This is a genomic window from Neochlamydia sp. AcF65 (genome assembly GCF_018342435.1).
Classification (GTDB): domain Bacteria; phylum Chlamydiota; class Chlamydiia; order Chlamydiales; family Parachlamydiaceae; genus Neochlamydia.
The window spans coordinates 37,209-59,851 of record NZ_JAEMUE010000041.1 but is presented as its reverse complement, the minus strand read 5'-3'; the positions used below and the strand labels follow the sequence as shown (position 1 = coordinate 59,851).

Sequence of the window (22,643 nt, the reverse complement as noted above, 5' to 3'; positions counted from 1 at the left end):
ATAATTAGCCTTGTCTAAAAAAAAATTCATGGAGGAAATAGACCCAGGCGTAAGCTAAAATGGCGAGCCCTCCATTCCAGATAACAGCAGGAATCATACGATTCTGCTCATAATAAGCTGAGAGCACTGAAGCCCCAGCTATCGTTCCTAAAGAACCTATGACTAAACCTTGAAATCCTGGTGCTACTAACTGGCAGGTGAGAACCATAGCAGCGGCAGCCATTGCTCCTAAGCCAGCACCGCAAGCTTGTTTTAAAGGGTGCTCATGAGATTCAAGTTTAAGGCCTAGCTCCTCTTCTACCATTACCTTAAGAAGGCGGTCGCCATCAGCCATTAAAACCTCCACTATATGATCTAACATTTTGCCTTCAAAGCCTTTGTTGGCATATAGATCTTTAAGTTCCATTTTTTCTTGCTCACGATTATGATCAATTTCCCATTTCTCTTGTTTAACAAGACGATGCAATCTTTCTAAACGTGACCAGCCAAGCCAGGCACTGCGTCCAAACTTCCATAGTGTCCATCCCGTAGAAAAGATAATCAGGGCCAAAGTGAGAGAGAGGAGAGGCAATTTAAATGAAAGGATAAGGCAACTCATGAGAAGCAAGACTACTGCTGTTTCACGGGCGGCATCGGCAGCAGCAGAAAAATGGCCAGGGATTTCAGTTCCATGCACTTCCACCGTAGAGAATTTTCCTTCGGCTAGTTTTTCGGCTACATGCTCAATAGGAGCTTTATGGGTAAAATGGGTGTTTTCTGTCATTAATTTTTCTTTCCGTTATCTTTGTTAATCTTTCGCATTCTAACATGAATTTTTGCAATAAGGAAAGAAAAAGGCATTCAATAGCCGCTGCAGCTAAAAAATAATAAAGGAATCGCTAATATAAGCTTTTTGGTTTATCAATAAATTATTTTACAAAATAGTTGAATGTGTTACACTAAGAAGAGAAAGATGTATAGCAGAGGATGTCCTTATGAGCCAAGATTTTACTAACCTGAATACAGGAATGGGTAATCAATCAGGTTTGCCTAATGCTGAGGCACTTTATCCATCCAAGCAAACTTCAGTAGTGGACTCCAAAGTCCAAGAGACCTCTCTGCATTCTAAAGATTCTATCGAAAAAGCGAGTGCAGTAGTGGCTTCGCTTTATTTGCCTCCTCTTTCCAATCCCTTATTGATTCCTCCTGATGCTAATAACATAATAGCTATTAGCCAATTAGCGATGGATAAAATTTGCCTAAACATTTTAGATAGCTGGTCGCAAAGTCTAAAAAAAATAGCAGAGGAAAAAAGAGAGGCTGATCGGCGGAAGGAATTAAATCCCCTATTGCAAGATCTAAATATGGCAGGGGGATTAGTTTTGGCAGTGGCTACTATTTTTATTCGAGCTATTTTTGGGACACAAATTGCCCAAGCCTTACAAAAAAATCCTGGATTGACAGATGAAAAAGTCATCGCCCATAAATTTGCTACTCAAATAGCTCAATGGTCCCTTGATGGAGTCTTAGGCGGTTATCTCATGACTATCGTCGACAAATTGCCTTCAGCAGCCAATATGAATGAAGGAGAGAAAAAAGTTTTAGGCCAGCAAATGCAGGTGATGTTACTTGCCGCTGCTTTAGGGGGGATATATAAAGCCAAATATGAATGGATAACTTCTAAAGAATTCATGGATGTGTTATCAGATCCTTTTTCTCTAAAAGACTCCAATATGGCCATGCTTTCCATGCTTCTTGTGAACACCTTAAATGAGCTTCCTGAAGAGGCAAAGTTAAGGATGATGAAGACCTTGAATATTTATATGGACAGCAATCCTGATCTACCTTCTTTGTTCGATTTAGGTCAAACGGCCGGCGTCCAACTTTCTATTCTTAAGGCGACTCGTCTTTGAGTAAATAGAGGAATAGATTTATGAAAAGTACTATGGCTTGATATTTCTATTATACTCCCTAGTCCATTGAATAGTGTTTATCCATATTCTCTGAATCTCTTTGCCCTACGTCCCCCTACCCATTTTATGGGCTTTATATTGCTTTTTTTGAAGCCTGTTGGTGGGTTAGAAATGCGGTTACTATTAAAAATGCGGCTACTATAGGATGGTTGTTACCATAGATGTTGATAGCAATTCTAAGAGCCTGATTGGCACATTCAGATGCCTTTCCCATATTTCCTTTTAGTTGGTAAATCCATCCTAGATTGTTATAATTTGTTGCTACCTCGGCATGATTTTCACCGAAAAGATTAAGGTTAATAGCAAGTGCTTTCTCAACATACTCAGCCGCTTTGTCTAAGTTGCCTTCATCTTTGTAGATTGCTCCTAGGTTGTTATAATCTGTTGCTACCACGGAATGGTTTTCCCCAAAAAGCTTAAGGTCCATAGCAAGAGCTTTTTTGCTATATTTTACTGCTTTGTCTAAGTTGCCTTGCTTTTTGTAGATTTGTCCTAGGTTGTTATAATCTGTTGCTACCACGGAATGGTTTTCACCAAAAAGCTTAAGATCAATCGCAAGTGCTTTGTGGCTATATTTTAGCGCTTTACCTAACTTACCTTCATCTTTGTAGATTGCTCCTAGGTTATTATAATCTGTTGCTACCTCGGAATGGCTTTCACCAAAAAACTTAAGGTCAATACCAAGGGCTTTCTCAGTATACTCAATTGCTTTGCTTAAATTGCCTTGCTTTTTGTAGATTATTCCTAGATTGCCGTAACAAGCTGCCACGGTGGGATGGTTTTCACCAAAAAGCTTATGATTAATGGCGAGCGCTTTGCTACTATGCTCTTCCGCTTGCCCTAAATTGCCTTGTTCTTGATAGATTTGTCCTAAATTGTTGTAATCTGTTGCCACGGTGGGATGATTATCATCAAATAGCTTAAAGTCAATAGTAAGTGCCTTTTGGCTATATTCTAACGCTTTGTCTAAATTGCCTTGTTCTTTGTAGATTAGTCCTAGATTGCTGTAATTTGCTGCCACGGTGGAATGGTTTTCACCGAAAAGATTAAGGTTAATAGCAAGGGCTTTGCGACTATATTCTATCGCTTTGTCTAAGTTGCCTTGTTTTTTGTAGATCATTCCTAAATTGTTGTAACAAGTTGCCACGGCGGGATGATTTTCCTCAAAAAGCTTAAGGTTAATAGCAAGAGCTTTTTGACTGTATTCTGCTGCTTTGCCTAAGTGGCCTTGCTCTTGGTAGATTGCTCCTAGATTGCTGTAATTTGCTGCCACGGTGGAATGGTTTTCACCGAAAAGATTAAGGTTAATAGCAAGTGCTTTGTGACTATATTCTATCGCTTTGTCTAAGTTGCCTTGTTTTTGGTAGATTTGTCCTAGATTGTTGTAACGAATTGCCACGGAGAGATGATTTTCCCCGAAAAGCTTAAGGTTAATAGCAAGGGCTTTTTGACTGTATTCTGCTGCTTTGCCTAAGTGGCCTTGCTCTTGGTAGATTGCTCCTAGATTGCTGTAATTTGCTGCCACGGTGGAATGGTTTTCCCCAAAAAGCTTAAAGTCCATAGCAAGAGCTTTTTTGCTATATTTTACTGCTTTGTCTAAGTTGCCTTGCTTTTGGTAGATTTGTCCTAGATTGTTATAATCGATTGCCACGGTGGGATGGTTTTCACCACAAGCCCTAATATCGATAAGTAGGGCTTTTTTGCTATATTCTAGCGCTTTGGCTAAATTACCCTGATCTTGGTAGATTGCTCCTAGATTGCTGTAAATTCTTGCCACGGTGGGATGATTTTCACCAAAAAGCTTAAGGTCAATAGCAAGGGCTTTTTGACTGTATTCTGCTGCTTTGTCTAATTTGCCTTGGCCTTGGTAAATTTGTCCTAGGTTGTTGTAATTTCTTGCCACGGTGGGATGATTTTCCCCAAAAAGTGTAAGGTCAATAGCAAGGGCTTTTTGACTGTATTCTGCTGCTTTGTCTAAATTGCCTTCATCTTTGTAGATTGCTCCTAGGTTATTGTAATCTGTTGCCACGGTGGAATGATTTTCACCAAAAAGCTTAAGGTTAATAGCAAGGGCCTTCTCAGCATACTCAGCCGCTTTGCCTAAGTGGCCTTGTTCTTGGTAGATTGCTCCTAAATTGCTGTAACGAATTGCCACGGTGGGATGATTTTCACCAAAAAGCTTAAGGTCAATAGCAAGGGCTTTTTGACTGTATTCTGCTGCTTTGTCTAATTTGCCTCGGCCTTGATAAATTTGTCCCAGATTGCTGTAGCGAATTGCTCTGGTGTAGTGGTTTTCCCCAAAAAGCTTAAAGTCAATATCAAGGGCTTTCTCAGCATACTCAATCGCTTTGTCTAAGTTGCCTTGATCTTTGTAGATTATTCCTAGATTGCCGTAACAAGCTGCCACGGTGGAATGATTTTCCCCAAAAAGCTTAAAGTCAATATCAAAGGCTTTCTCAGCATACTTAACCGCTTTGCCTAAGTGGCCTTGTTCTTGGTAGATTAATGCTAGGTTGCTATAATTTGCTGCCATGCTAGGATGATTTTCACCAAAAAGCTTAAGGTCAATAGCAATCGTTTTAGTGCTATAATCTAATGCCTTACTTAAATCGCCTTGCTTATGATAAATGTTTCCGAGGGCCCTTAAAGCTGCTGGGTTTTGTGGGTTTGCTTTTATTGCTAAAAGATAACATTTTTCTGCTTTTTTTTGTTGAAAAAGCCTTTGCAGTATATTTCCCCGCATCTCTAGTGAGTTATCCTCCAAATCAGACGATTTAAGTTCATCTTCATTGCCTGCTAAAAATTCTTCAATGGCTTGGTAAAAAGGAATAAAGATCCGGTAGATCTTTTTTATCTTTTTTAAACTTTTATGATCTAAAGCAAACTGCTGCTTAATAAGATTTGGATCTTCAAATCCAAAAGGCTTAAGGAGAGGATTCATCATTTCTTTTTGCGCTCGATAATGAGAATAAGTTTTAAGACGCATAAATAAGGCTAAGCTCATCCAATCCTTTAACTTTTCAGGGGCTCCTTGTGTTATAATCCCTAGCTCACTTAACTTGTCAATCCTAGTAAAAGTGTCGGAAACTGTTAATTTTTTAAGAAGTGCTAGCCGGTCAATAGCTAAATGAGGAAACCGATAAAAATCATTTTTAACTTGAAAAAGCATACCATGCTTGTCTAAATCACCCATTCTCGGATTAAAAGTTTCCATATCAGCTAACACAAGGTGCTCTCTAGCTAAATAGTGACGCAAATCAAAGTTTTCTTGATAGGTCATATCAAGCACCTCTCGAATTTTCTCATCATAAGCTTTAGTTAATTCCCCATTGCCTAGTAGATGAGTATGGTTTAGCAATTCCATAGGAAGATGAGGTTCTTCCTCATGCCACCACTGGCCTTTTTCATCTTTACCCACATATTGGGCCATCTGTTCAGGAGTTTGGATAAGCTCAAATGTTTTGCCATTACCTAAAGGAGTTTTACAGCCTTTTCCTTCTACTCCTGCTCCATCAAAGGCAAAGCCCCGTGGCGTCACGCTATCAAAAAAGCCGATGGCTTTTAAGCAAGGAATATTCAAAGCTGGAAGAATAGTTTCTCCTAAGTTGATGACTTGTAAGTGAAGTAGATTGGTTAGATTCCTAAAATATTTCTTATTTATAGGATTGGCTTCTTGTATAAGGATACCAAATTCTAAGTCAGAATAAGGGGTCATTTCTTCTCTAGCTAAAGAGCCAAAGCCTATCATGGCATATTCACAAGGCGCAGGATCTAATTGATGCAAAGCGTGTATTGTAAGCTGCTCAAAGAAAATTTTTATTTGGTGGGCTATCTCACCATACAGCTCTCTTACCTCTTGAGAAGAAGGGCTCTCTGGCAGAGCTTGAACTTCCTTCTCTATTTCTTCTCTAAATTTTTTTAATGTATGGCGATTGCTTTCAAACTGTTTCTTCATTACCCCAGAATCAAGCGATTTTCCTTTACATTCTCTAGCAAGTAAGTTTTGAACTTGGCCGAGTCTATCTCTAATAATTTCTTTTCTTTCTTCAGGAGCTAAGTGTAAGGCATAATTGTAAAGACCTGCCGCTTGTAAAAGGGTCTCTGATGTTTCTTTCCTTAAATAAATGTCGCCTAGTTTTTCTATGCAAAAGCTTTCTTGAAGGAGATTTTTTTCTCGAACAGCAATTTTTAAAGCTTGCGTATAGGCTTCTTCAGCATTCTCTAGCCTAGCATTTGCTAATACATTCCTACCCTGATTAATTGGAGAGATCGTCTCTTGTAACCAATTTGCAAGTTTGTACAGATAAAGTGGCATTTTCTGAGGTTGATACTTTGTTAAAAGTTTGATGTTACTTGGCATGTATTTTCTAAACACTTTTGCGCAGCTTCTAGCATCAAGTATGCTTCTTAATTCATTATCGCTCAAGCTGCTGAAAGAAAGAAAAATTTGTTTGAAAATTTTTAAGGGCAGGGTAGTTAAAGAAGAAGATGCTATTCTTCTTTTCTTACGGGATTTATTAGCAGGCGTAGTTTGTGGTAAAGCTCTTTTAATTCCGCTTGTTTTCACTGTTATTTTAGCCTTTTTATGAGGATAAAAAGAATTACCTTCGTGTGAAAAAAAGCTATGAGGAACTTTTGACTTTAAAAGAAGAGATTGAGTTTGCTTTAAGGGTCGTGCATAAACAAAGTGGCCTCCTAGATCTACAATAAAAATGTATTCTTTAAGTCTTTCTTTTAGAGAGATAGTTTTCCATTCCTGCGATCTGTCCTCTTCTGCTAAGCCTGCTTCTGAAAAAATTAACCTATCATGAATCCCGCAAATCAGCTGTTCTTCATTCACCGTTATCAGTCTGATAGGAATAGATAAAGCTGAAGCTAACAAATCTCCTTCACCAATGCCGCTTACCCACGCTCCTTTCTCTCTTATTTCTTCAGATCTTTGGCTGTCTGTATGCTTTACAAGGCTTGAAAGTACTTGTTTTAAATAAGAAATTTTGTCTGCCTGCTCTTCTAGCAAAGGGATTTTTCTAGAAAGATAGGTATAACTTTCTAGAAAAGCGCTAAAAAAGCAGTCACCGTCGCTTGAAACACCTTTTAATGTAAATCCTTCCTCTTTTAGGTAAGCAGCCGCAGCATTTACTTTTGCTACTAACGAATCGCTAATAATAGTGGTGGGATCTTGCCACAAGAATATAGCTATTTGCTTTGGTGTCCACTGGTCTGCATATGGATCAAGTAGATCTGCTTGATCCATTTCAAGCGAATTTTCTTTCAGAGCAGTAATTCTAGAGCCTACCGAATCAAATTTATTCCATAGATTGCTGCTTTGAATGAGCTGTTTCCAAGCTCTACATACAAGCTTTGCTTGGTTTAAATCTGACAGGTTTAACTCTGCAAATATTTTTAGGCTAATTTCTGCATAAACAGAAGTATTTCTTCTAAGGCTAATAGATTCTTCCTCTGTATTTTTAAATGCAGGGAAGATAAGAGGATGAACATGCGAATTTTCTGATAGCATACGCCTAAGGCCTTTCTACCGGGTTGTGGTTAAATTTAGACATTTGACACTAGTATCTGTAAATTTTTTTATTGCTTTATAAGCTAAGTTACTTAAAGTTTAAATAGAAAACATTTCCTTTTTTAGCTTGTATAAAATATTTTCAATAAACAGATTGAAAAATTTTGGCTTTAGTACCTTGCTTTGTTGCATAATAAGAGCTTACATAAGCCATCGTAAGTGGGGGATAGGGGTAGTGGTGATAGTTATAATTCTTTTTCAATGGCAATGGATAAACCTTACTTAAGCCTCTTTCTTTTGCATGCTAGGCAAAAGTGCAATCGAGCTTTTATCTTTTTACCATTAGTTTATAAAAAGAAGGAAGCTTTATCATTATAAGCCTGCTTGGTCGCTATTGTTTTTGCTTGCTTATGTTTTTTTCTAAAGCTATTGTAAGTCCATAAAGCTTACTTGCTAGGTGGGTATCTTTACAGCGGCCTACGGATTAAGCCTAAGATTTGTTTAAATGGCAATGAGCGGCCCTTTAAGCGATGCTTTATCTATAAAGCTTAAGCTGCTTTCAAGCAAATGATTTTCTCAATATATTATCTTAACCTTATCCTTTAAGAGTTACTATTTGAGGCTTTAGCTTTATGCTTGACTAGGCAAACTTCAAAAGTCTATTTTTGCTTCCTCATCTGATGATGATGTATTTAAAGCTTAGCTATAGAAGCTGTTAGAAAAATAAAGCGGCCCTTTATTGGTATAATCTTAGCTTGCACGCTTTTTTTTGCTTGCTACGCAAAAAGTGCATTTCAGGCCTTATCCTTTCCTTGTTAACACTAGAAAAATGAAGCAAGCTCTATCCCTATTAAATCGCCTTGATTTTTATCGCCTTTGCTTGCTTATCCTTCCTTTTGTAAAGAGGTTTCATGCCCTACTTAAAGCCTACTCGCTAGATAGTGTCCTTGGCGGAAACTCCTGCAGTTTAAGGAAGGTTTGTTTAATGGCTTTGAAGAGTAATAGGCGGCCCTTTACTGGTATAATCTTTGCTTGAATGTCTTTTTTTTGCTTGCTAGGCAAAAAGTGCAATTCAGTCCTTATCCTTTCCTTGTTAACATTAAAAAAATGAAGCAAGCTTTATCCCTATTAAATCATCTTGATCTTTATTGTCTTTGCTTGCTTATCCTTCCTTTTTGTAAAGGGTTTTTATGCCCTACTTAGAGCCTGCTTGCTAGGTGGTGTCCTTGCCAGGAACTCCTTAAGTTTAAGGAAGGTTTATCTAATGGCTTTGAAGAGTAATGAGCAGCCTTTTAAATAATGCTTTATCTATAAAAGCTGCCTTTAAGCAAATGATTTTCTCAATAGATTATCCTAAGCTTATCCCTTAAGAGTTACTATTCGAGACTTTAGCTTTATGATTGCCTAAGCAAACTTCAAAAGTCTAATTTTTGCTTCTTCATCTGATGATGACGTGCTCAAAGCTTAGCTATAGAAGCTGTTAGGAAAGCGAGCTTGGAGGCAAGGGAGCTTTATCAATAAGGTAGCCCTCAAGATATAAAAAAAGTTATACTTCTACATCAAAAGGTTTTCTTAAACTTTTTCTTTTTAATTGTTTTGGGAGATGAAAAAACATACGCTAAATCTTTACCCACTAGATAGGCCTTTGATTTCCTTTAACTTAATTGTTATCTTATCTCTTGTTTTCTATTCAAAATTCTGTATTCTATTTCTTACTCTTCATCCATTTATTTATAAAGAATTTAGATACTATGAAAATTTCATTGAACTGGTTATGCGAATATATCTCAATCGATCTGCCTCCTTTAGAAATTGCTAAGGCTTTGACCTCTGCAGGCCTCGAAGTGGAAAAAATAGAAACGCTAGGGGAGGGCTTTGAAGGGGTAGTCGTTGCTGAGGTCCTTACCGTCGAAAAGCATCCTGAAGCAGATAAGCTGTGTGTAGCCCAAGTAACAGATGGCCAAGAGACCTATCAGGTGGTGTGTGGGGCCTCAAATTGCCGTCCTGGCATTAAAACAGCTTTAGCTCGCGTAGGTGCTAGTTTAACAGATGCTAATGGCAAAAGATTTAAGATTAAAAAGTCAAAGTTAAGAGGTATCGAATCTTCTGGCATGTTATGTGCTGCTGATGAGCTGGGTTTAGGCGATCAGGAACACGAGGGAATTATCGAGCTAGAGAGCCACACGCAAGTGGGTACTGATCTAGCGATATTAATGGCGGATACCTTATTTGAGATTGGCCTTACCCCTAATCTAGGACATTGCAGTAGTGTGATAGGGGTAGCAAGGGAATTAGCAGCCGTCTTAGAATTGCCTCTTATTTTACCTGAAATCTCCTTTTCTGAAGAGCCATCTTTACATACAGCAGAGTTAATAAAAGTTGCTGTGCAAGATAATGAAAAATGCATGCGCTATGCTTGTCGGGTGATAATGGATGTTAAAGTAGGCCCGTCGCCCGATTGGTTGAAAAAGCGTTTGAAAGCTAGTGGCATTCGTTCCATTAACAATATCGTTGATATTACCAATTACGTATTTTTAGAATGCGGACAGCCTTTACATGCTTTTGACTATGACAGAATCAGCGAACATACCATTATCGTTCGCACGGCTAAAGAGGGGGAATTTTTTACTACTCTTGATGAAAAAAATCGCCTGTTAAGCGCAGAAGATTTACTGATCGCTGATAAAGAAAAAGGGATTGCACTTGCTGGTATCATGGGGGGGAGAAATTCTGAAGTCACTCTTTCTACCCAGCATATCTTGCTGGAAGCAGCTTATTTTGAAAGAAAATCCATTCGTAAAACAAGCAAACGTCTTGGCCTTCAAACAGATTCCTCCAAACGTTTTGAAAGAGGTGCCGACCCTCATGCTGTATTATGGGCTTTAAATCGTGCAGCCATGCTGATTCAACAGTTAACTTTAGGAAAAGTTGCTCAAGAGCCTCTCGATATTAAAGAGCAGGTGTTTGCTGAAAAGTTAGTTAGCTGCCGTTTAAGCAAAATAAATGGCCTTTTAGGCACGCATCTAACTGTAAGTGAGGTGGAAGCTATATTTAAACGCCTAAGCTTTATTTATACTTGGGACGGACAGGACAACTTTTGCGTGACAGTTCCTATTTATCGCGTGGATGTGCTAAGCGAAGTGGATCTTATCGAAGAAGTTGCCCGTATTTACGGGTATGATAATATTGGCCGCTCTCAGCCTATGTATAAGAATGCCACTATTCCTCATGCTCCTTTATTTCTTTTTGAAAGAGCCATTAAAGAGCGTTTGATAGGGGAAGGATTGCAAGAGTTTATCACTTGTGATCTGATTGGTGCTTCAATTTTAGATACTCTTAACTTACAAACAAATGCTTTAGAAACAATTAAAGTTTTAAATCCTATCTCCGTGGAACAGTCGACCTTAAGAACTTCATTGCTACCAGGCCTTTTACAACTGGTCAAATACAATGTTGCCCATCAAAATCATGATATAGCCGGATTTGAAATCGGTCGCATTCATTATAAAGAAGGAGAACAATATAAAGATCAATCGGTCATAGGCATCGTTTTAGCTGGAAAAGCTTCTTCTCAAACTTGGACGACTAAGGAAAGAGAATTTGATTTTTATGATTTGAAAGGGATGATCGAAAACATGCTTAAGGAATTACGTGTGTTTAATGTTTCTTTTAAGCCAAATGATTTAAAAACTTTTCATTCAGGCCGCCAGGTAGCTATTTTTGTTGATTCTTTAGAAATCGGCTCAATGGGAGAAATTCATCCTTCCATCTGCAGACATCTAGATGTCCAGCAAAGGATTTACTTTGCTGAGTTAAATGTATATGATCTATTTAGTGTGCGCCAAGAAGAGTATGTGATGAAGGATATTCCTATCTATCCAGGTTCGCAAAGAGACTGGACAGTGACCGTAAAGGAGGAAATTTCCTTTCAGCACATTTTAGATCTTGTTCCTATATCGTCAAAGCTTCTTAAAAGTGTAAAGTTGCTAGATATTTATCGTAGTGAAAAATTAGGAGCCGGCTTAAAAAATATGACTTTTCGCTTTCTCTATCGAGATGACCAAAAGACTTTATCCCAGGAAGAAGTTGACAATGAGCATGCTTGTGTCTTGCAAGAAACAATTATAAAATTATAAAAATTAATGTGTAGAGGTGAATTTATGCGTAGTAAATATGTTTCTCTCCTAGGCCTTTCATGGGTGGCTATAGCTTTAGCGGGATGCCATCAAGTAGAAAAATCTTCTTTTTCACCTGACGTAGTTAATGAAACTTATGTGCATCGCTATGGCGTACCCGTGAGCCCTAAAGATTGGAGTGATAGCGGCCATCATGGGCAAATTCTCTCTTCTTTAGCCAATGGGGTAGTCGTTACCAAAACTTATAATTCCGGTGTTCTGGATGGAGATACAACCTATTCTTATCCTCATAGCTCTGCTATCGAAAAAGTAGAAACTTATGCCAATGGCGTTTTGCAAAAAACCTCCATTTTTTATCTTTCTGGTGCCCCTCAGGAAGAAATATTTTATCACACACCGCAAAACCGCACTGTCCTTACCTGGTACGAGGGGGGAGGCCCTAAATCTAAGGAAGAGTTTCAAGGTAATCTTCTTTTCCAAGGTTCTTACTATGGGCCCGATAATCAACTTGAATCTCAAGTGGTGAACTATCATGGTAAACGTATACGTCGTGATAATTATGGCCTTCTTATTTCTGTAGATACCATCGAGAAAGGACAGCAAACTTTGCGTACGACATATCATCAAAACGGCACTCCTAAAGAAGTTATTCCCTACGCGAATGGTAGGATACATGGTCAGCTTAGAACCTATATGCCAGCTGGCGAACCTTGCACCAAGGAAGATTGGAACAATGGAGTACAGTCTGGCACCACAATAGAATATGCCAATGGTGAAAAAATAGCCGAGGTCCCTTATGTGGAGGGGCGTAAACATGGCGTTGAGCGTCGTTATCGCGATGGTAAAACTGTGGTTCAAGAAACTAGCTGGGTTAAAGGGCAAAAACATGGTCCCTGCACAAGCTATATTGGCAATACTACTAAGACAGATTGGTATTGGCAGGATAAGCAGGTTACTAAAAGTCACTATGAACTCCTAAATGGACAAGGCTCCAAAAAAGCTATATGGAGAAATGTTCATTAATTTTTTAAGGTGACGGGGGCAAGGACTCAATCCTTCTTTTTAGCATCAAGGATAGAGTCCTTTGCCTCTCTCAATAAAACCTTAAGGATTTGATATCTACCTTACATTTGCTCGACTAGTTGCCACCTGATTTTTTCTACAGTTACTTCCGAAATTGCCTAGCTAGCATCGATCACTTGCTCATTACTTATTACTTTTCTTATCTTAGCTTTAGTACTTTCTAACCTCAAAGCTTTGCTTAGATTTTTTTCAGCTTACAATAATCTTTTTTACACATAGCTCTACGACTCTTTGCCTAGGTAGAGAAAGCGCAATAGATGAGAAAATGCTCTTCTGGCTATTAAGTGAATGCCCATAAATTAATCTGTAGGAAATAGGCTCAACGTATTACAAAGAAGTTAAATGCCAGCTGGATTTTGAAAAGAAAGGCAAACGTTTTTAAAATTTTAAGCTTTTTAAAAAAGCAGCCTATGCTTAAGTTTTAAGTTAAGCCTAGCTGTTTTATATAAGCATTTATTTCCTTTATAGTGCTGTGCATTTCTTTTGGAAGGTTGAGCTCTCGCGCTATGTTCCCAAGGTTTTTTAAATGTGCGGCCCAAAGCTTTTGAAGAGATTCAAGATCTGCTTCATCAAAACTTAAAAGCTCAAGCCTTCTCTTCCGATTTTTAAATGTGTTAGTTATGGCGTCTTTTAGAATTTTGAAATTGATGAGTTTTGCGTCGCGTATTAGCAAGAGTAGGTCATGATAATCCTTCATGCGGCTATTAGCCGTTCCTTTGGAGATCACCGTCTCGAGCTTTTCAGCAAAAATTGTTTCCGGAGGATAAACCATTAAGGATACTTCTTCTTCAAATAAAGGATGACCTTTATACTGAAAAAGATAAATATCTTGGCTAAAGGGCTTTACTATATCTCCTATGCCGACATCGATATGAATTTTATCTTGCATACGGCCAAATGTTGCTTTTAAATGCACTCGATAGCCCGAATAATCCATATGCGGCTGCTCTAAAATATCTATACCAGCATACTTGAAAGAGAATCCATCTTTTAGCTCTATGGCAGCAATCTGCTCAATGGCTTGTTTTGCTTCTTCTTGGCCGGCCTTCATGTTGGTAAGTAAAAAATCAAGATCGGTGGTTTCCCTTCCTATATGCAAGAAATAGGCAAGAAGAGATCCTCCTTTAAAAATAAAATTTGGGGCATATGTTGAATGTGATAGCCGCACTAAAAAGCGCTCAAGGAGAAGCTTCTTCCAGCATTCATTAAAATGTATGCCTTTTTCTATGGAAATAACCTGGAGGCGGTCTTTTAATGCTTGTTCGTTCATGTGGTAGCTGTAATAAGGTAAGGATCAATATTAAATCTAAGCTTTTTTGCATAGGTCTGAAGTCTTTTTAAATCTATTCTATTTCCTTTTTTAAAGAGTGCCATTTTGAGTGCTTTAATAGCAGTTTCTCGGCTTAAAAGTCTAAAAGCATCTATAATGGTGCGTTCGCGATCAAATATAGGAAGTCGAATACCTCCTAGCTCTAGTTCTGTTTTTCCAAGTTCCATATTCCTAAATCTTACGATTTTTATAGACCCTTCCCTGGTAATCGATGTGCTATGGGAGATGGCAATCCAGTGTTTTCGCGGGATTTCCTCTGCCATCTCATAGATAGCTAAAGCAGAGATTAGACAAATTACTCCCCCTGGTACAGAATTTACAGTCTCGATAAGATCTTCCCACTGAAAAATTTCTGGTGAACCTTGATAGTTGCTGCTTTGATAAATACCACGGCTGAGGCGTTTAATCTGTTTTTTTTTTATATAGTAAGCAAGACGAGCAGGGGATATTCCTAGCTTTTTGATTTGATCTACGGTGAAGAAGGGGCTAGTAAGAAGTGAATGAATGCTGTGAAGGGTAGTCAATTTTTTCATTGTTAATCTCTTTATAAGAAATTTAACAGAAAAACCCAATAATATCAATTGGGTTTTTCTGTTAAATAATGTAAAAGAAAATCTGCAGTAAAGATCGAAGGGTTAGTAAGAGAAGTGTTAATAGTTGATAAATATTTTTTTGATTTTTGTTTAGCAAATATTTTATCCATTTTCTTTTGTTTGCTTTTCTTGTTAAAAATAACTCTGTTCTTCTCACCCAGATCTGTAATTACGAAAGATAGGTGAGAACTTCTTTAGGTCATTAAATTAATTCACTTAACTTAAAGACTCACCTTACGCCTAGATGAGTTGGATAAATTATTCTAAAGATATATTTTTTCTTTAAAAAGAGGAGAAAAAAATGAAACTTGATATTCTTGATATTCATACAGGTTATCTTATCAGCCTTATTCTTTTTGCCGGCCTCCCCCTTACAACCTTAAGCTCTTTTGATGATTAAAGCTTTGACTTTGATTCATCAATAATAGCAGCTCGGAAAAACTTCTTTCATTATAATCGGGATGGGCGCGCAAAGCGGCAGCCTCTAGCTTAACTTCCCGTCTTATTGATTCGCTCCGGTTATAAAAAAGATAACTATTCCTAAAAGATCGAGGTTTTTTTGGACAAAAGCTAATATGTAAGGGTTCGTCTTTGAAATGCTGTTGATGATGTCTTTTCCACAATGTCTCTTCATCTCCTATTCTTTTCCAGCGTTTACATACTTGCTGAGCATTCACAAGCTCTTTGGGGGAGAGAAAAGAAAAAATATGCACAATCAATTCTTCTGGTATCGTTTTTATTGAGGGAGGGGCCTCAGTAATAAGACGCCAAGGGCGCAGATCTATACAATTAAAAGGATTAAAGCTAAAAAAAAAGCATCCCATTATAATGAATCCTTGATTAATAGAGTTAAAAACATTTTCCACGCAAATAGTCTTTTTAAGTTACTCACCTTACGCCTAGATGAGTTGGATAAATTATTCTAAAGATGTATTTTTTCTTTAAAAAGAGGAGAAAAAAATGAAACTTGATATTCTTGATATTTATAAGATTATCTTATCAGCCTTATTCTCTTTGCCCGTCTCCTCTCAAAGCCTTAAGCTCTTTTAATGATTAAAGCTTTGACTTTGATTCATCCATAACAGCCTCTCAGAAAAAATTGGATTATATGAGGGAGAGGCGCGCAAAGCGGCAATCTCTAGCTTAACTTTCCGGTCTATTAATTCGAACCGGCTGTAAACAAGATAACTATTTCTAAAAGACCGGAGTACTTTTGGATAAAAGCTAATATGTAAGGGTTTGTCTTTGAACTGCTGTTGATGATGTCTTTTCCACAATGCCTCTTCATTTCCTATTCTTTTCCAGTGTTTACATACTTGCTGAGCATTCACAAGCTCTTTGGGGGAAAGAAAAGAAAAAATATGCACAATCAATTCTTCTGGGATCGTTTTTATTGAGGGAGGGGCCTCAGTAATAAGACACCAAGGGCGCAGATCTATGCAATTAAAAGGATTAAAGTTAAAAAAAAAGCATCCCATTATAATGAATCCTTATTAATAGAGTTAAAAACATTCTCAACGCAAATAGCCTTTTTAAGTTACTCACCTTACGCCTAGATGAGTTGGATAAATTATTCTAAGGATATATTTCTTTCTTTAAAAGGAGGAGAAAAAAAATGAAACTTGAAATTCATACAGATTATCTTATCAGCCTTATTCTTTTTGCCGGCCTCCCCTTAAAACCTTAAGCTCTTTTAATGATTCAAGCTTTGACTTTGATTCATCCATAACAGCCTCTCGGAAAAAATTGGATTATATGAGGGAGAGGCGCGCAAAGCGGCAATCTCTAGCTTAACTTCCCGTCTTATTGATTCGCTCCGACTATAAACAAGATAACTATTCCTAAAAGACCGAACTACTCTTGGATAAAAGCTAATATATAAAGGTTTGCCTTTGAAATGCTGTTGATGATGTCTTTTCCACAGGGTCTCTTCATCTCCTATTTTTTTCCAGTGTTTACATACTTGCTGAGCATTCACAAGCTCTTTGGGGGAAAGAAAAGAAAAAATATGCACAATCAATTCTTCTGGGATCGTTTTTATTGAGGGAGGGGCCTCAGTAATAAGACGCCAAGAGTGCAGATTTATACAATTAAAAGGATTAAAATTAAAAAAAAAGCATCCCATTATAATGAATCCTTAATTAATAGGGTTAAAAACTTTCTCAATTTAAATAGTCTTTTTTTAAGTTACAAACTTTAGCAAATAACAACATTATCTATCTACTATAATTATTGATGTCTACATGATAAGCGATCAAGGGATATATAAGGCTTTAGAGGGGATTTTATGGAGCATCTACACCGCCAAAAACACTCCCAAATACCTATCTTTTCTATTTGCTAAGCTTTTTGATTTATATTTACTTCTTAATATCAACGGCTTAATTAGCCCACACGGGTAGCCGCTTACGAAATCTTATTATCTCTTTCATTAGAACCTTCTCCATTTAGGCCTAGCAGCCTGCCAATGAATTTAATATAAAGTTATATAAAAACACCAATCTAAACTTATAAAAATTATATAATTAATAATTAAAGTTAATTATTTATATTAATATTTAATTATTAATAAAATCATTTGGTATAATAAATGTTTATAAGGCATTTGAAAAATATGTTTAATAATCAAAAGGAAGAAAGCTTATGCAGTTCGATCCTTATTCAGATTCTCAAGGATTTACAGACTCGCTATTAAGACATTTTTCTGAAGTCGGAAGTAATATGGGTAAAGGAAATCTGGCGCAGAAAGTTAATCAAGCGCAAGTGATCTTAATTGGCGAAACTCATAATCAAGCTACTGAAAAGATTCATCAGCTTGTAACTACCCTTCTTGTTACACATATAACAGACAAAGCAACCATCCTAGTAGAAGGGCAAGCTTTTAATCGAAGCGCAAAAGTATTAAGCTCCCATTTAGAAGAACATGTGGATAAAGTTGACTTTTCATCCTGGGATTCTCCGGAAACATGGAAATTTCTAGATATATTCTTGGGGGAAGTAACAGACCACGGTAATAAAGAAATTGCTAAAGCAATTAAAATATATTTAGACAATCCTGATAATGTAGGCGCTATGTGCGAGCGTATGCACACCACCATGCAGGATTTAACCCAGGTAACCGATAAATTAGCCAATTACATAGAAGAATGGCCTTCAACAAGGCTAGACAAAGAAGATTTTAAAACTATATTGAAAGAGAGTGCTAGTAATTTAAAAACCATTCTTCAACCTTTAGAGGTTTTACAAGAAAAAGATGAGCAAGCCACGATTACTGCATCAGAGATTGCTATCCTTCCCCTTAAATTGCTCAGTCAAACTCTTATATTTATGCAAGCACTGGGGCAGACAGCAAATGACTTAATTGCAATGAGTCATCCATCACGAAATCAGGCTATGGTAGAAAATATTAGCATTGCATTAAAATCTTATGAAAAAGTCATAGTCATCGCAGGTAGAGCGCACTTAAGCTCTTCCTCTTCACCAGGCTCGTTAGGAGAAAATATACACATTGCACAAGGGATTCAAATTCTGGGTAATAAACTGCTTTCCGAAGCTTCTAAGAACAGAGATTTTAATTACCTAATCCTTGAAACTCGCGAAGCAGCAGACGATCTTCCAGAAATTCAGGCTCTTCCTGAAGAAATGAAGGAGCCATTAGGAAGCATAATAAAGGGCAAAGAAAAAAAAACAGAAAGAGCCCGCACGGCCTTAGATGCTCAACAAAAAAATCAAGAGAGAAGTGGAAAACAAATAAGGAGAGGAGTTAAAAATGAGCTAGGCTTCCAAGCGATTGAGAGTAATATTTACCAAATTGGCAAAATAACCGACCTTTCTGAGCTTAGAGAAAAATTTAATGATATTTACGCATTAATTTTAGAAAATGCTTCCACGAATTCCCAACAAGCCACTACACAACTTAACAACTTAATAATTGAAATTTTAAATGCATTAATTGGATTGAATTATAAAGAATTGCAAGCAAGCCAGCAACATCCTCTGCAACGCATAGCAAAAAGTTTTAAAAATATTTTTAATTAGTAAACTGAATAATATAAAAAAAGCTAGTCATGCATGTGGCTTGTACGTTCCATAGCTTGACAAATCCGAATTACCTACTCACCTTACCCACAAAGGAGTTGAAAAAATTATTCTAAGGGTATATTTTTTATTTGAAAAGGAAATAAAAAAAATGAAACTAGATCTTCTTGATAATTATACCGATCATCTTATTAGCCAAAACCACAAGCAACAGCCATATAGGGTTATCCAATCTTTCAGATGGCCAGCTTAGCCATGATAAAATCACCCGTTTTCTTAACAATAATCTAGGGGGCTTAAAAAAACTATGGCAGTATGTTAAAAAGCAAGTGCGCCATCTAGAACAAGGTAAAGGAGGTGTGTTGATTATTGACGATACAGTAGAAGAAAACCCCTATACGGATGAAAACGAAATCGTCTGCTAGCATTTTTCTTACACCCCAGTAAGATCATCTAAAAGGTATTAATCCATTTTCTAGCTTTAGTAGTTATGGAGATTATACCTTTCCCATCGGCTTTGAAGTGATTAAGAGAGATATGCACTTTTACAACGTGAAAACAAAGAAAGAATAAAGGCAATCATGCATTACTAAAAACCCACATTATAGAGCTCTTATTCAGCAAGCAGTTACGACTCCAAGTTGAAGCTGAGTACGTGCTAGCGGATAATTGGTTTGGCGCCAAAGATAATATGGAATTTATCCATTATGAACTTAAAAAAAATATTTACATTTGGCATAAAGTCTAATCGATTAATTGCTTTATCTGAGGAAGAAAGGAGAAAAGGCCAGTATTACAAATACGTTTAATTCCAAAGATGGAGATAAAAGGATAGTCTGGCACGAAGAACCTATCCCGATAATATTGAGAAATTTAAATCTGTAGTGTATACTCTTCTTTTTTAAGAAGGAGAAGATGTATGCCAGGAAGATTTGAAGGACTTACAGATACTCAATGGAAAATCTTACAACCGCTTTTGCCGCAGAATCCTCCAAAAAATTTAAAGGGAAAGCCGCATACTCCCTGGAGAAAGATTTGTAATAGCTTATTTTGGATTTTGATTACCGGCTCACGTTGGTGTGATCTCCCTAAAGGACCGAATTGGGGATCAAGATCTGCTACTCATCGGTGGCTAGGTAAATGGCAAGAAGATGGAACTTTAGATAGCTTGCTATCGGCATTAAAGGAATGCGCAGATGTAGCGGGAATGATTAATTGGGAAAGACTAGCCATCGATGGTTTTTTTTTCAGGGGGGAAAGGGAGGCGGTGAGTTAATAGACTATGGTTACAAGGGTAAAGGCATGACTACCCATCTTCTGGTAGACGGCAATGGCAGTCCATTAAGCTTTGAAGTAACCAGCGCTAAAGGAGATGAAAGGAAACAGGTGGAAAAGCTGATTGATCCGCATATGGATAAGCTGCAAAGGCTTTATGAATTCTGCCAAGTCATACCTATTTTAGAAGCTGATAAAGGATACGACTCAGAGGAACTTAGAGAGAAGTTGCTAAAAAGGAAAATATATCCCTTTATACCTAGGCGAAGAATAGGGGCTATCAAGAAAGCTGAGGTAATTGTCTGCCAGCTCAAGAAATGGAGGTGGCAAGTTGAAAGAGCCATATCTTGGCTACAACGAAAGTTTAGAAGAATCGTTGTGCGCTGGGAAAGACAAGTGAAATATTGGAAAGGGTTGTTAAATTTTAGTCTTATAATGTTTTGGATAGGCAGATTATCGGGATAGGCTCAAAAAGCTAGCTTTTCCTATAGTTTTAATCACAAAGATTTTCAAGAACGAAGACGGCTCTACAGGCATTCTCCCTATTGTGGCTAACGACTTAAAATCATGATTATGACCCTATCTATGACGTCTACCACAAACGGTGACGCATAGAAAGATTATCACAAATCGATAAAGCAGAATGCTAGCCTTGAGAAGTCACCCATCAAAATTGTTTGCTCCCAAAAGAAGTCACTCATCAAAATTGTTTGCTCCCAAAGAAATCATATTTTTGTCTCTCTTATTGCTTACTGCAAGCTTGAATTTCTAAAAATTAAAACCCTTCTCGATCACTTTGCTTTAAAATATAAACTAATCTTTAAAGCCAATCAGATGGCCTATCAAAAACTACAAAATTTACAAGGAAATTCTATGTCTGTGTAAGGTGAGTTAGAGAGCGCAAATTCATAAAGCTTTTTTTTTACAGGCTTTGTCTTCTCTATCAAAGGCTTAGAAAAGCTTTTTCTAAAACCATGAGCATTTGCCTTGTTAGAGGCCGTTCATGCACCCAAACCAAATATTTTTAAATAGTACCTGTCTTTGGCATCTATTTTGCTTATCATCTTACAACACTCAACAAGGAGAGGGGGTTACTATGAAGAAGAATGATACAAAAGATCAATTGGCTAAAAAAATTGCTTATTTGGAATTTGTAGAAGATCAATTAAGTACAGAGTTGGCTTATATCGATAAACTTCTTAAATCTGTTGGTTTTCCTCGAGGATTATCATCAGTTAAAGAAGTTGCCAGAGATATCTTACAAGATCATTCTCAGGAATGATAAAGAATTTTTTAAATTCTTAGGGAAAAAACTGAGAAATGTGCTAAGAAAATGCTATGAAGCGTTTACCTGATTTTGATCGATTCTTTAAATAAATTTAACATACAAATGTTTTAGTAGAGGATGTCTTTTTTTGCTATACCTTAAAGGATTAAAATGAAAAACGCTGAGTTACATAAAAAGCTAGCCCATCTGGAATCAATGAATGATGTTTTAATAACTGAAATTGAAAACATTCATGAACTTATGAAAATGATTGGGTTTGCAAATGGTATTACTACACTTAAGACCACAGCAGAGGGTATGATTTATAGCGGATATAGGAATGTTTCCGATTATTACAATTAACGATTCATAAAAAATATATCAGGTATGAAAGCAAGAAGGAAAAAAATGAACAAAAAACAATTAGAGCAAAAAATTGCTCTTCTTGAGTCTATTAATGATCAGCTAAGTACAGAAGTCACTTATATTGATCAATTAATGAAGCTTATTGGTTTTGCAGGGGGAGTAGATACAGTTAAAGCTACCGCTACTGAAATTATAAAAAAAGGCTATACTATTACTAATTTCCCTGAAGATAAAGCTTAGCTAGGAGAAAATTTTTCTAAAAAGGTCTTTCTTTGTAATAGAGCGTCCTTAACTGTAACAGAAATAAAGAAAATATTCTTTAAAAGCCCTAAAGCTTGATGTTATGTCATACAGTGATAGGGTTAAAGTTACGGTAAGGACTTAAGACCCAAACCAAAATATCAGGTTTAGCAACTCATCAAAAAGTTATCAAAAATTAAGCTTAAATGTTCTTAAAACGAGCTGAAACATTAAAACATGTATTTCGGACTCTGTTAGGATGAGGGGATATTTGAAAGAGCTTTTATATTCAAAAATTTTTATGAGAAAGGTGGAGAAGCAATTTCTCAAGATAGGACCACAAAAGCCTTAGCATAAGAAACAGATTGGGCGAGCTTATCAAAAAAATTGGTGTAGATTTTGCCTTTCAGAAGCCTGCATATAGACAATTAAGAGTATGTAATGAGCTTGAAGAAACAAGAAGCTTTCATTTTGCTGAGACAGATATGTTTTGCGTGGCGCAAGAGGCAATCTTTAAAATTTTTTCAAAAAAAGCCTTAAAAACGTGAGAAGCTTAAGATGGCTTTAAGAAGGAATGGTATTAATAAAAGACCAGCTACAAGCTCTTACAAAGCCAGGGAAGAAAAAGAAGCGCATGGCGAAATTGAAACTGAACATCTAGGCATTTAATATCTCATAGTTAGTTGCTTAAGTAGGAACTATTAAAAACGTGGAAGGCGTTTATCAATAGTAAACAATCGATACTTATCTTAAGGTAGTTTCTATCAAGCCCTACAATAGAAAAAATGCGTGAGCAACAAGGGATATGTTTAAATGATCAGTCATCGCTTGGCTTGAAGAACAAG

At 37.0% G+C, this 22,643-nt stretch carries 17 protein-coding genes and 1 pseudogene; 11 read left to right on the top strand and 7 right to left on the bottom strand.

Features of this window, described 5'->3' with window-relative positions; translation table 11 throughout:
• Positions 1 to 4: 4 nt before the first annotated feature.
• Positions 5 to 763, bottom strand: coding sequence for a VIT1/CCC1 transporter family protein (locus NEOC65_RS04775; protein ID WP_213155935.1), 759 nt, complete (start codon positions 761 to 763; stop codon positions 5 to 7).
• A 211-nt stretch (positions 764 to 974) separates the two neighbouring features.
• On the opposite strand from NEOC65_RS04775, the gene NEOC65_RS04770 reads away from it, so the two are divergent.
• A complete protein-coding gene (locus tag NEOC65_RS04770) occupies positions 975 to 1,892 on the top strand; it encodes a hypothetical protein (protein ID WP_213155934.1) in 918 nt (305 codons plus the stop codon).
• 133 nt (positions 1,893 to 2,025) lie between these two features.
• Here the strand turns inward: NEOC65_RS04770 and NEOC65_RS04765 are convergent, their stop codons facing one another.
• A complete protein-coding gene (locus NEOC65_RS04765) occupies positions 2,026 to 7,470 on the bottom strand; it encodes a tetratricopeptide repeat protein (RefSeq protein WP_213155933.1) in 5,445 nt (1,814 codons plus the stop codon).
• Between the two features lie 1,751 nt (positions 7,471 to 9,221).
• Here NEOC65_RS04765 and pheT point away from each other — a divergent pair.
• Together pheT and NEOC65_RS04755 are read left to right on the top strand one after the other, a co-directional pair.
• Positions 9,222 to 11,606 (top strand): phenylalanine--tRNA ligase subunit beta, encoded by a 2,385-nt coding sequence (gene pheT / locus NEOC65_RS04760; protein ID WP_213155932.1) that lies wholly within the window; start codon positions 9,222 to 9,224, stop codon positions 11,604 to 11,606.
• Between the two features lie 24 nt (positions 11,607 to 11,630).
• The gene (locus NEOC65_RS04755; protein WP_213155931.1) at positions 11,631 to 12,629 is read left to right on the top strand and encodes a toxin-antitoxin system YwqK family antitoxin; all 999 of its coding nucleotides are present in this window, start codon (positions 11,631 to 11,633) and stop codon (positions 12,627 to 12,629) included.
• Between the two features lie 481 nt (positions 12,630 to 13,110).
• Here NEOC65_RS04755 and NEOC65_RS04750 read toward each other — a convergent pair whose 3' ends face one another.
• From NEOC65_RS04750 to NEOC65_RS04730, 5 genes are all read right to left on the bottom strand, one after another.
• Entirely contained in the window at positions 13,111 to 13,959 is an 849-nt protein-coding gene (locus NEOC65_RS04750; protein WP_213155930.1) for a nucleotidyl transferase AbiEii/AbiGii toxin family protein, read from the bottom strand.
• Complete coding sequence (locus NEOC65_RS04745) at positions 13,956 to 14,552, bottom strand: type IV toxin-antitoxin system AbiEi family antitoxin domain-containing protein (RefSeq protein ID WP_166156974.1); 597 nt, start codon at positions 14,550 to 14,552, stop codon at positions 13,956 to 13,958. The genes NEOC65_RS04750 and NEOC65_RS04745 overlap by 4 nt, the downstream gene beginning before the upstream one ends.
• Before the next feature lie 431 nt (positions 14,553 to 14,983).
• Entirely contained in the window at positions 14,984 to 15,436 is a 453-nt protein-coding gene (locus NEOC65_RS04740) for an F-box-like domain-containing protein (RefSeq protein WP_213155929.1), read from the bottom strand.
• Between the two features lie 222 nt (positions 15,437 to 15,658).
• Entirely contained in the window at positions 15,659 to 16,090 is a 432-nt protein-coding gene (locus NEOC65_RS04735) for an F-box protein (RefSeq protein ID WP_166156980.1), read from the bottom strand.
• A 215-nt stretch (positions 16,091 to 16,305) separates the two neighbouring features.
• Positions 16,306 to 16,737: an F-box protein gene (locus tag NEOC65_RS04730; protein ID WP_166156983.1), complete on the bottom strand. Its 432-nt coding sequence runs from the start codon at positions 16,735 to 16,737 to the stop codon at positions 16,306 to 16,308.
• A gap of 518 nt (positions 16,738 to 17,255) precedes the next feature.
• On the opposite strand from NEOC65_RS04730, the gene NEOC65_RS04725 reads away from it, so the two are divergent.
• The 8 genes and pseudogenes from NEOC65_RS04725 (at position 17,256) to NEOC65_RS04695 (ending at position 21,798) form a co-directional block, all read left to right on the top strand.
• Positions 17,256 to 18,650 (top strand): hypothetical protein, encoded by a 1,395-nt coding sequence (locus tag NEOC65_RS04725; protein WP_166156986.1) that lies wholly within the window; start codon positions 17,256 to 17,258, stop codon positions 18,648 to 18,650.
• Positions 18,651 to 18,817: 167 nt separating this feature from the next.
• Positions 18,818 to 19,075, top strand: a complete 258-nt coding sequence (locus tag NEOC65_RS04720; RefSeq protein ID WP_166156989.1) for a hypothetical protein — start codon at positions 18,818 to 18,820, stop codon at positions 19,073 to 19,075.
• 494 nt (positions 19,076 to 19,569) lie between these two features.
• Positions 19,570 to 19,926, top strand: coding sequence for a transposase (locus NEOC65_RS04715; RefSeq protein WP_166156991.1), 357 nt, complete (start codon positions 19,570 to 19,572; stop codon positions 19,924 to 19,926).
• 26 nt (positions 19,927 to 19,952) lie between these two features.
• Complete coding sequence (locus NEOC65_RS04710; protein WP_166156994.1) at positions 19,953 to 20,390, top strand: transposase; 438 nt, start codon at positions 19,953 to 19,955, stop codon at positions 20,388 to 20,390.
• Between the two features lies 1 nt (position 20,391).
• Positions 20,392 to 20,810: pseudogene (locus NEOC65_RS09960) on the top strand (hypothetical protein); the annotation flags it as partial.
• A gap of 118 nt (positions 20,811 to 20,928) precedes the next feature.
• Entirely contained in the window at positions 20,929 to 21,207 is a 279-nt protein-coding gene (locus tag NEOC65_RS04705; protein ID WP_249299065.1) for a hypothetical protein, read from the top strand.
• 156 nt (positions 21,208 to 21,363) lie between these two features.
• The gene (locus tag NEOC65_RS04700) at positions 21,364 to 21,555 is read left to right on the top strand and encodes a hypothetical protein (RefSeq protein WP_166157000.1); all 192 of its coding nucleotides are present in this window, start codon (positions 21,364 to 21,366) and stop codon (positions 21,553 to 21,555) included.
• 45 nt (positions 21,556 to 21,600) lie between these two features.
• Positions 21,601 to 21,798, top strand: coding sequence for a hypothetical protein (locus tag NEOC65_RS04695; RefSeq protein ID WP_242678223.1), 198 nt, complete (start codon positions 21,601 to 21,603; stop codon positions 21,796 to 21,798).
• Positions 21,799 to 22,643: the final 845 nt, after the last annotated feature.

Bases quoted from the DNA above. Each gene is read 5' to 3' on its own strand.
- NEOC65_RS04775 (WP_213155935.1), bottom strand. From the start codon at position 763: ATGACAGAAAACACCCATTTTACCCATAAAGCTCCTATTGAGCATGTA.
- NEOC65_RS04770 (WP_213155934.1), top strand. From the start codon at position 975: ATGAGCCAAGATTTTACTAACCTGAATACAGGAATGGGTAATCAATCA.
- NEOC65_RS04765 (WP_213155933.1), bottom strand. From the start codon at position 7,470: ATGCTATCAGAAAATTCGCATGTTCATCCTCTTATCTTCCCTGCATTT.
- pheT (WP_213155932.1), top strand. From the start codon at position 9,222: ATGAAAATTTCATTGAACTGGTTATGCGAATATATCTCAATCGATCTG.
- NEOC65_RS04755 (WP_213155931.1), top strand. From the start codon at position 11,631: ATGCGTAGTAAATATGTTTCTCTCCTAGGCCTTTCATGGGTGGCTATA.
- NEOC65_RS04750 (WP_213155930.1), bottom strand. From the start codon at position 13,959: ATGAACGAACAAGCATTAAAAGACCGCCTCCAGGTTATTTCCATAGAA.
- NEOC65_RS04745 (WP_166156974.1), bottom strand. From the start codon at position 14,552: ATGAAAAAATTGACTACCCTTCACAGCATTCATTCACTTCTTACTAGC.
- NEOC65_RS04740 (WP_213155929.1), bottom strand. From the start codon at position 15,436: ATGGGATGCTTTTTTTTTAGCTTTAATCCTTTTAATTGTATAGATCTG.
- NEOC65_RS04735 (WP_166156980.1), bottom strand. From the start codon at position 16,090: ATGGGATGCTTTTTTTTTAACTTTAATCCTTTTAATTGCATAGATCTG.
- NEOC65_RS04730 (WP_166156983.1), bottom strand. From the start codon at position 16,737: ATGGGATGCTTTTTTTTTAATTTTAATCCTTTTAATTGTATAAATCTG.
- NEOC65_RS04725 (WP_166156986.1), top strand. From the start codon at position 17,256: ATGCAGTTCGATCCTTATTCAGATTCTCAAGGATTTACAGACTCGCTA.
- NEOC65_RS04715 (WP_166156991.1), top strand. From the start codon at position 19,570: ATGCCAGGAAGATTTGAAGGACTTACAGATACTCAATGGAAAATCTTA.
- NEOC65_RS04710 (WP_166156994.1), top strand. From the start codon at position 19,953: ATGACTACCCATCTTCTGGTAGACGGCAATGGCAGTCCATTAAGCTTT.
- NEOC65_RS04705 (WP_249299065.1), top strand. From the start codon at position 20,929: ATGCACCCAAACCAAATATTTTTAAATAGTACCTGTCTTTGGCATCTA.
- NEOC65_RS04700 (WP_166157000.1), top strand. From the start codon at position 21,364: ATGAAAAACGCTGAGTTACATAAAAAGCTAGCCCATCTGGAATCAATG.
- NEOC65_RS04695 (WP_242678223.1), top strand. From the start codon at position 21,601: ATGAACAAAAAACAATTAGAGCAAAAAATTGCTCTTCTTGAGTCTATT.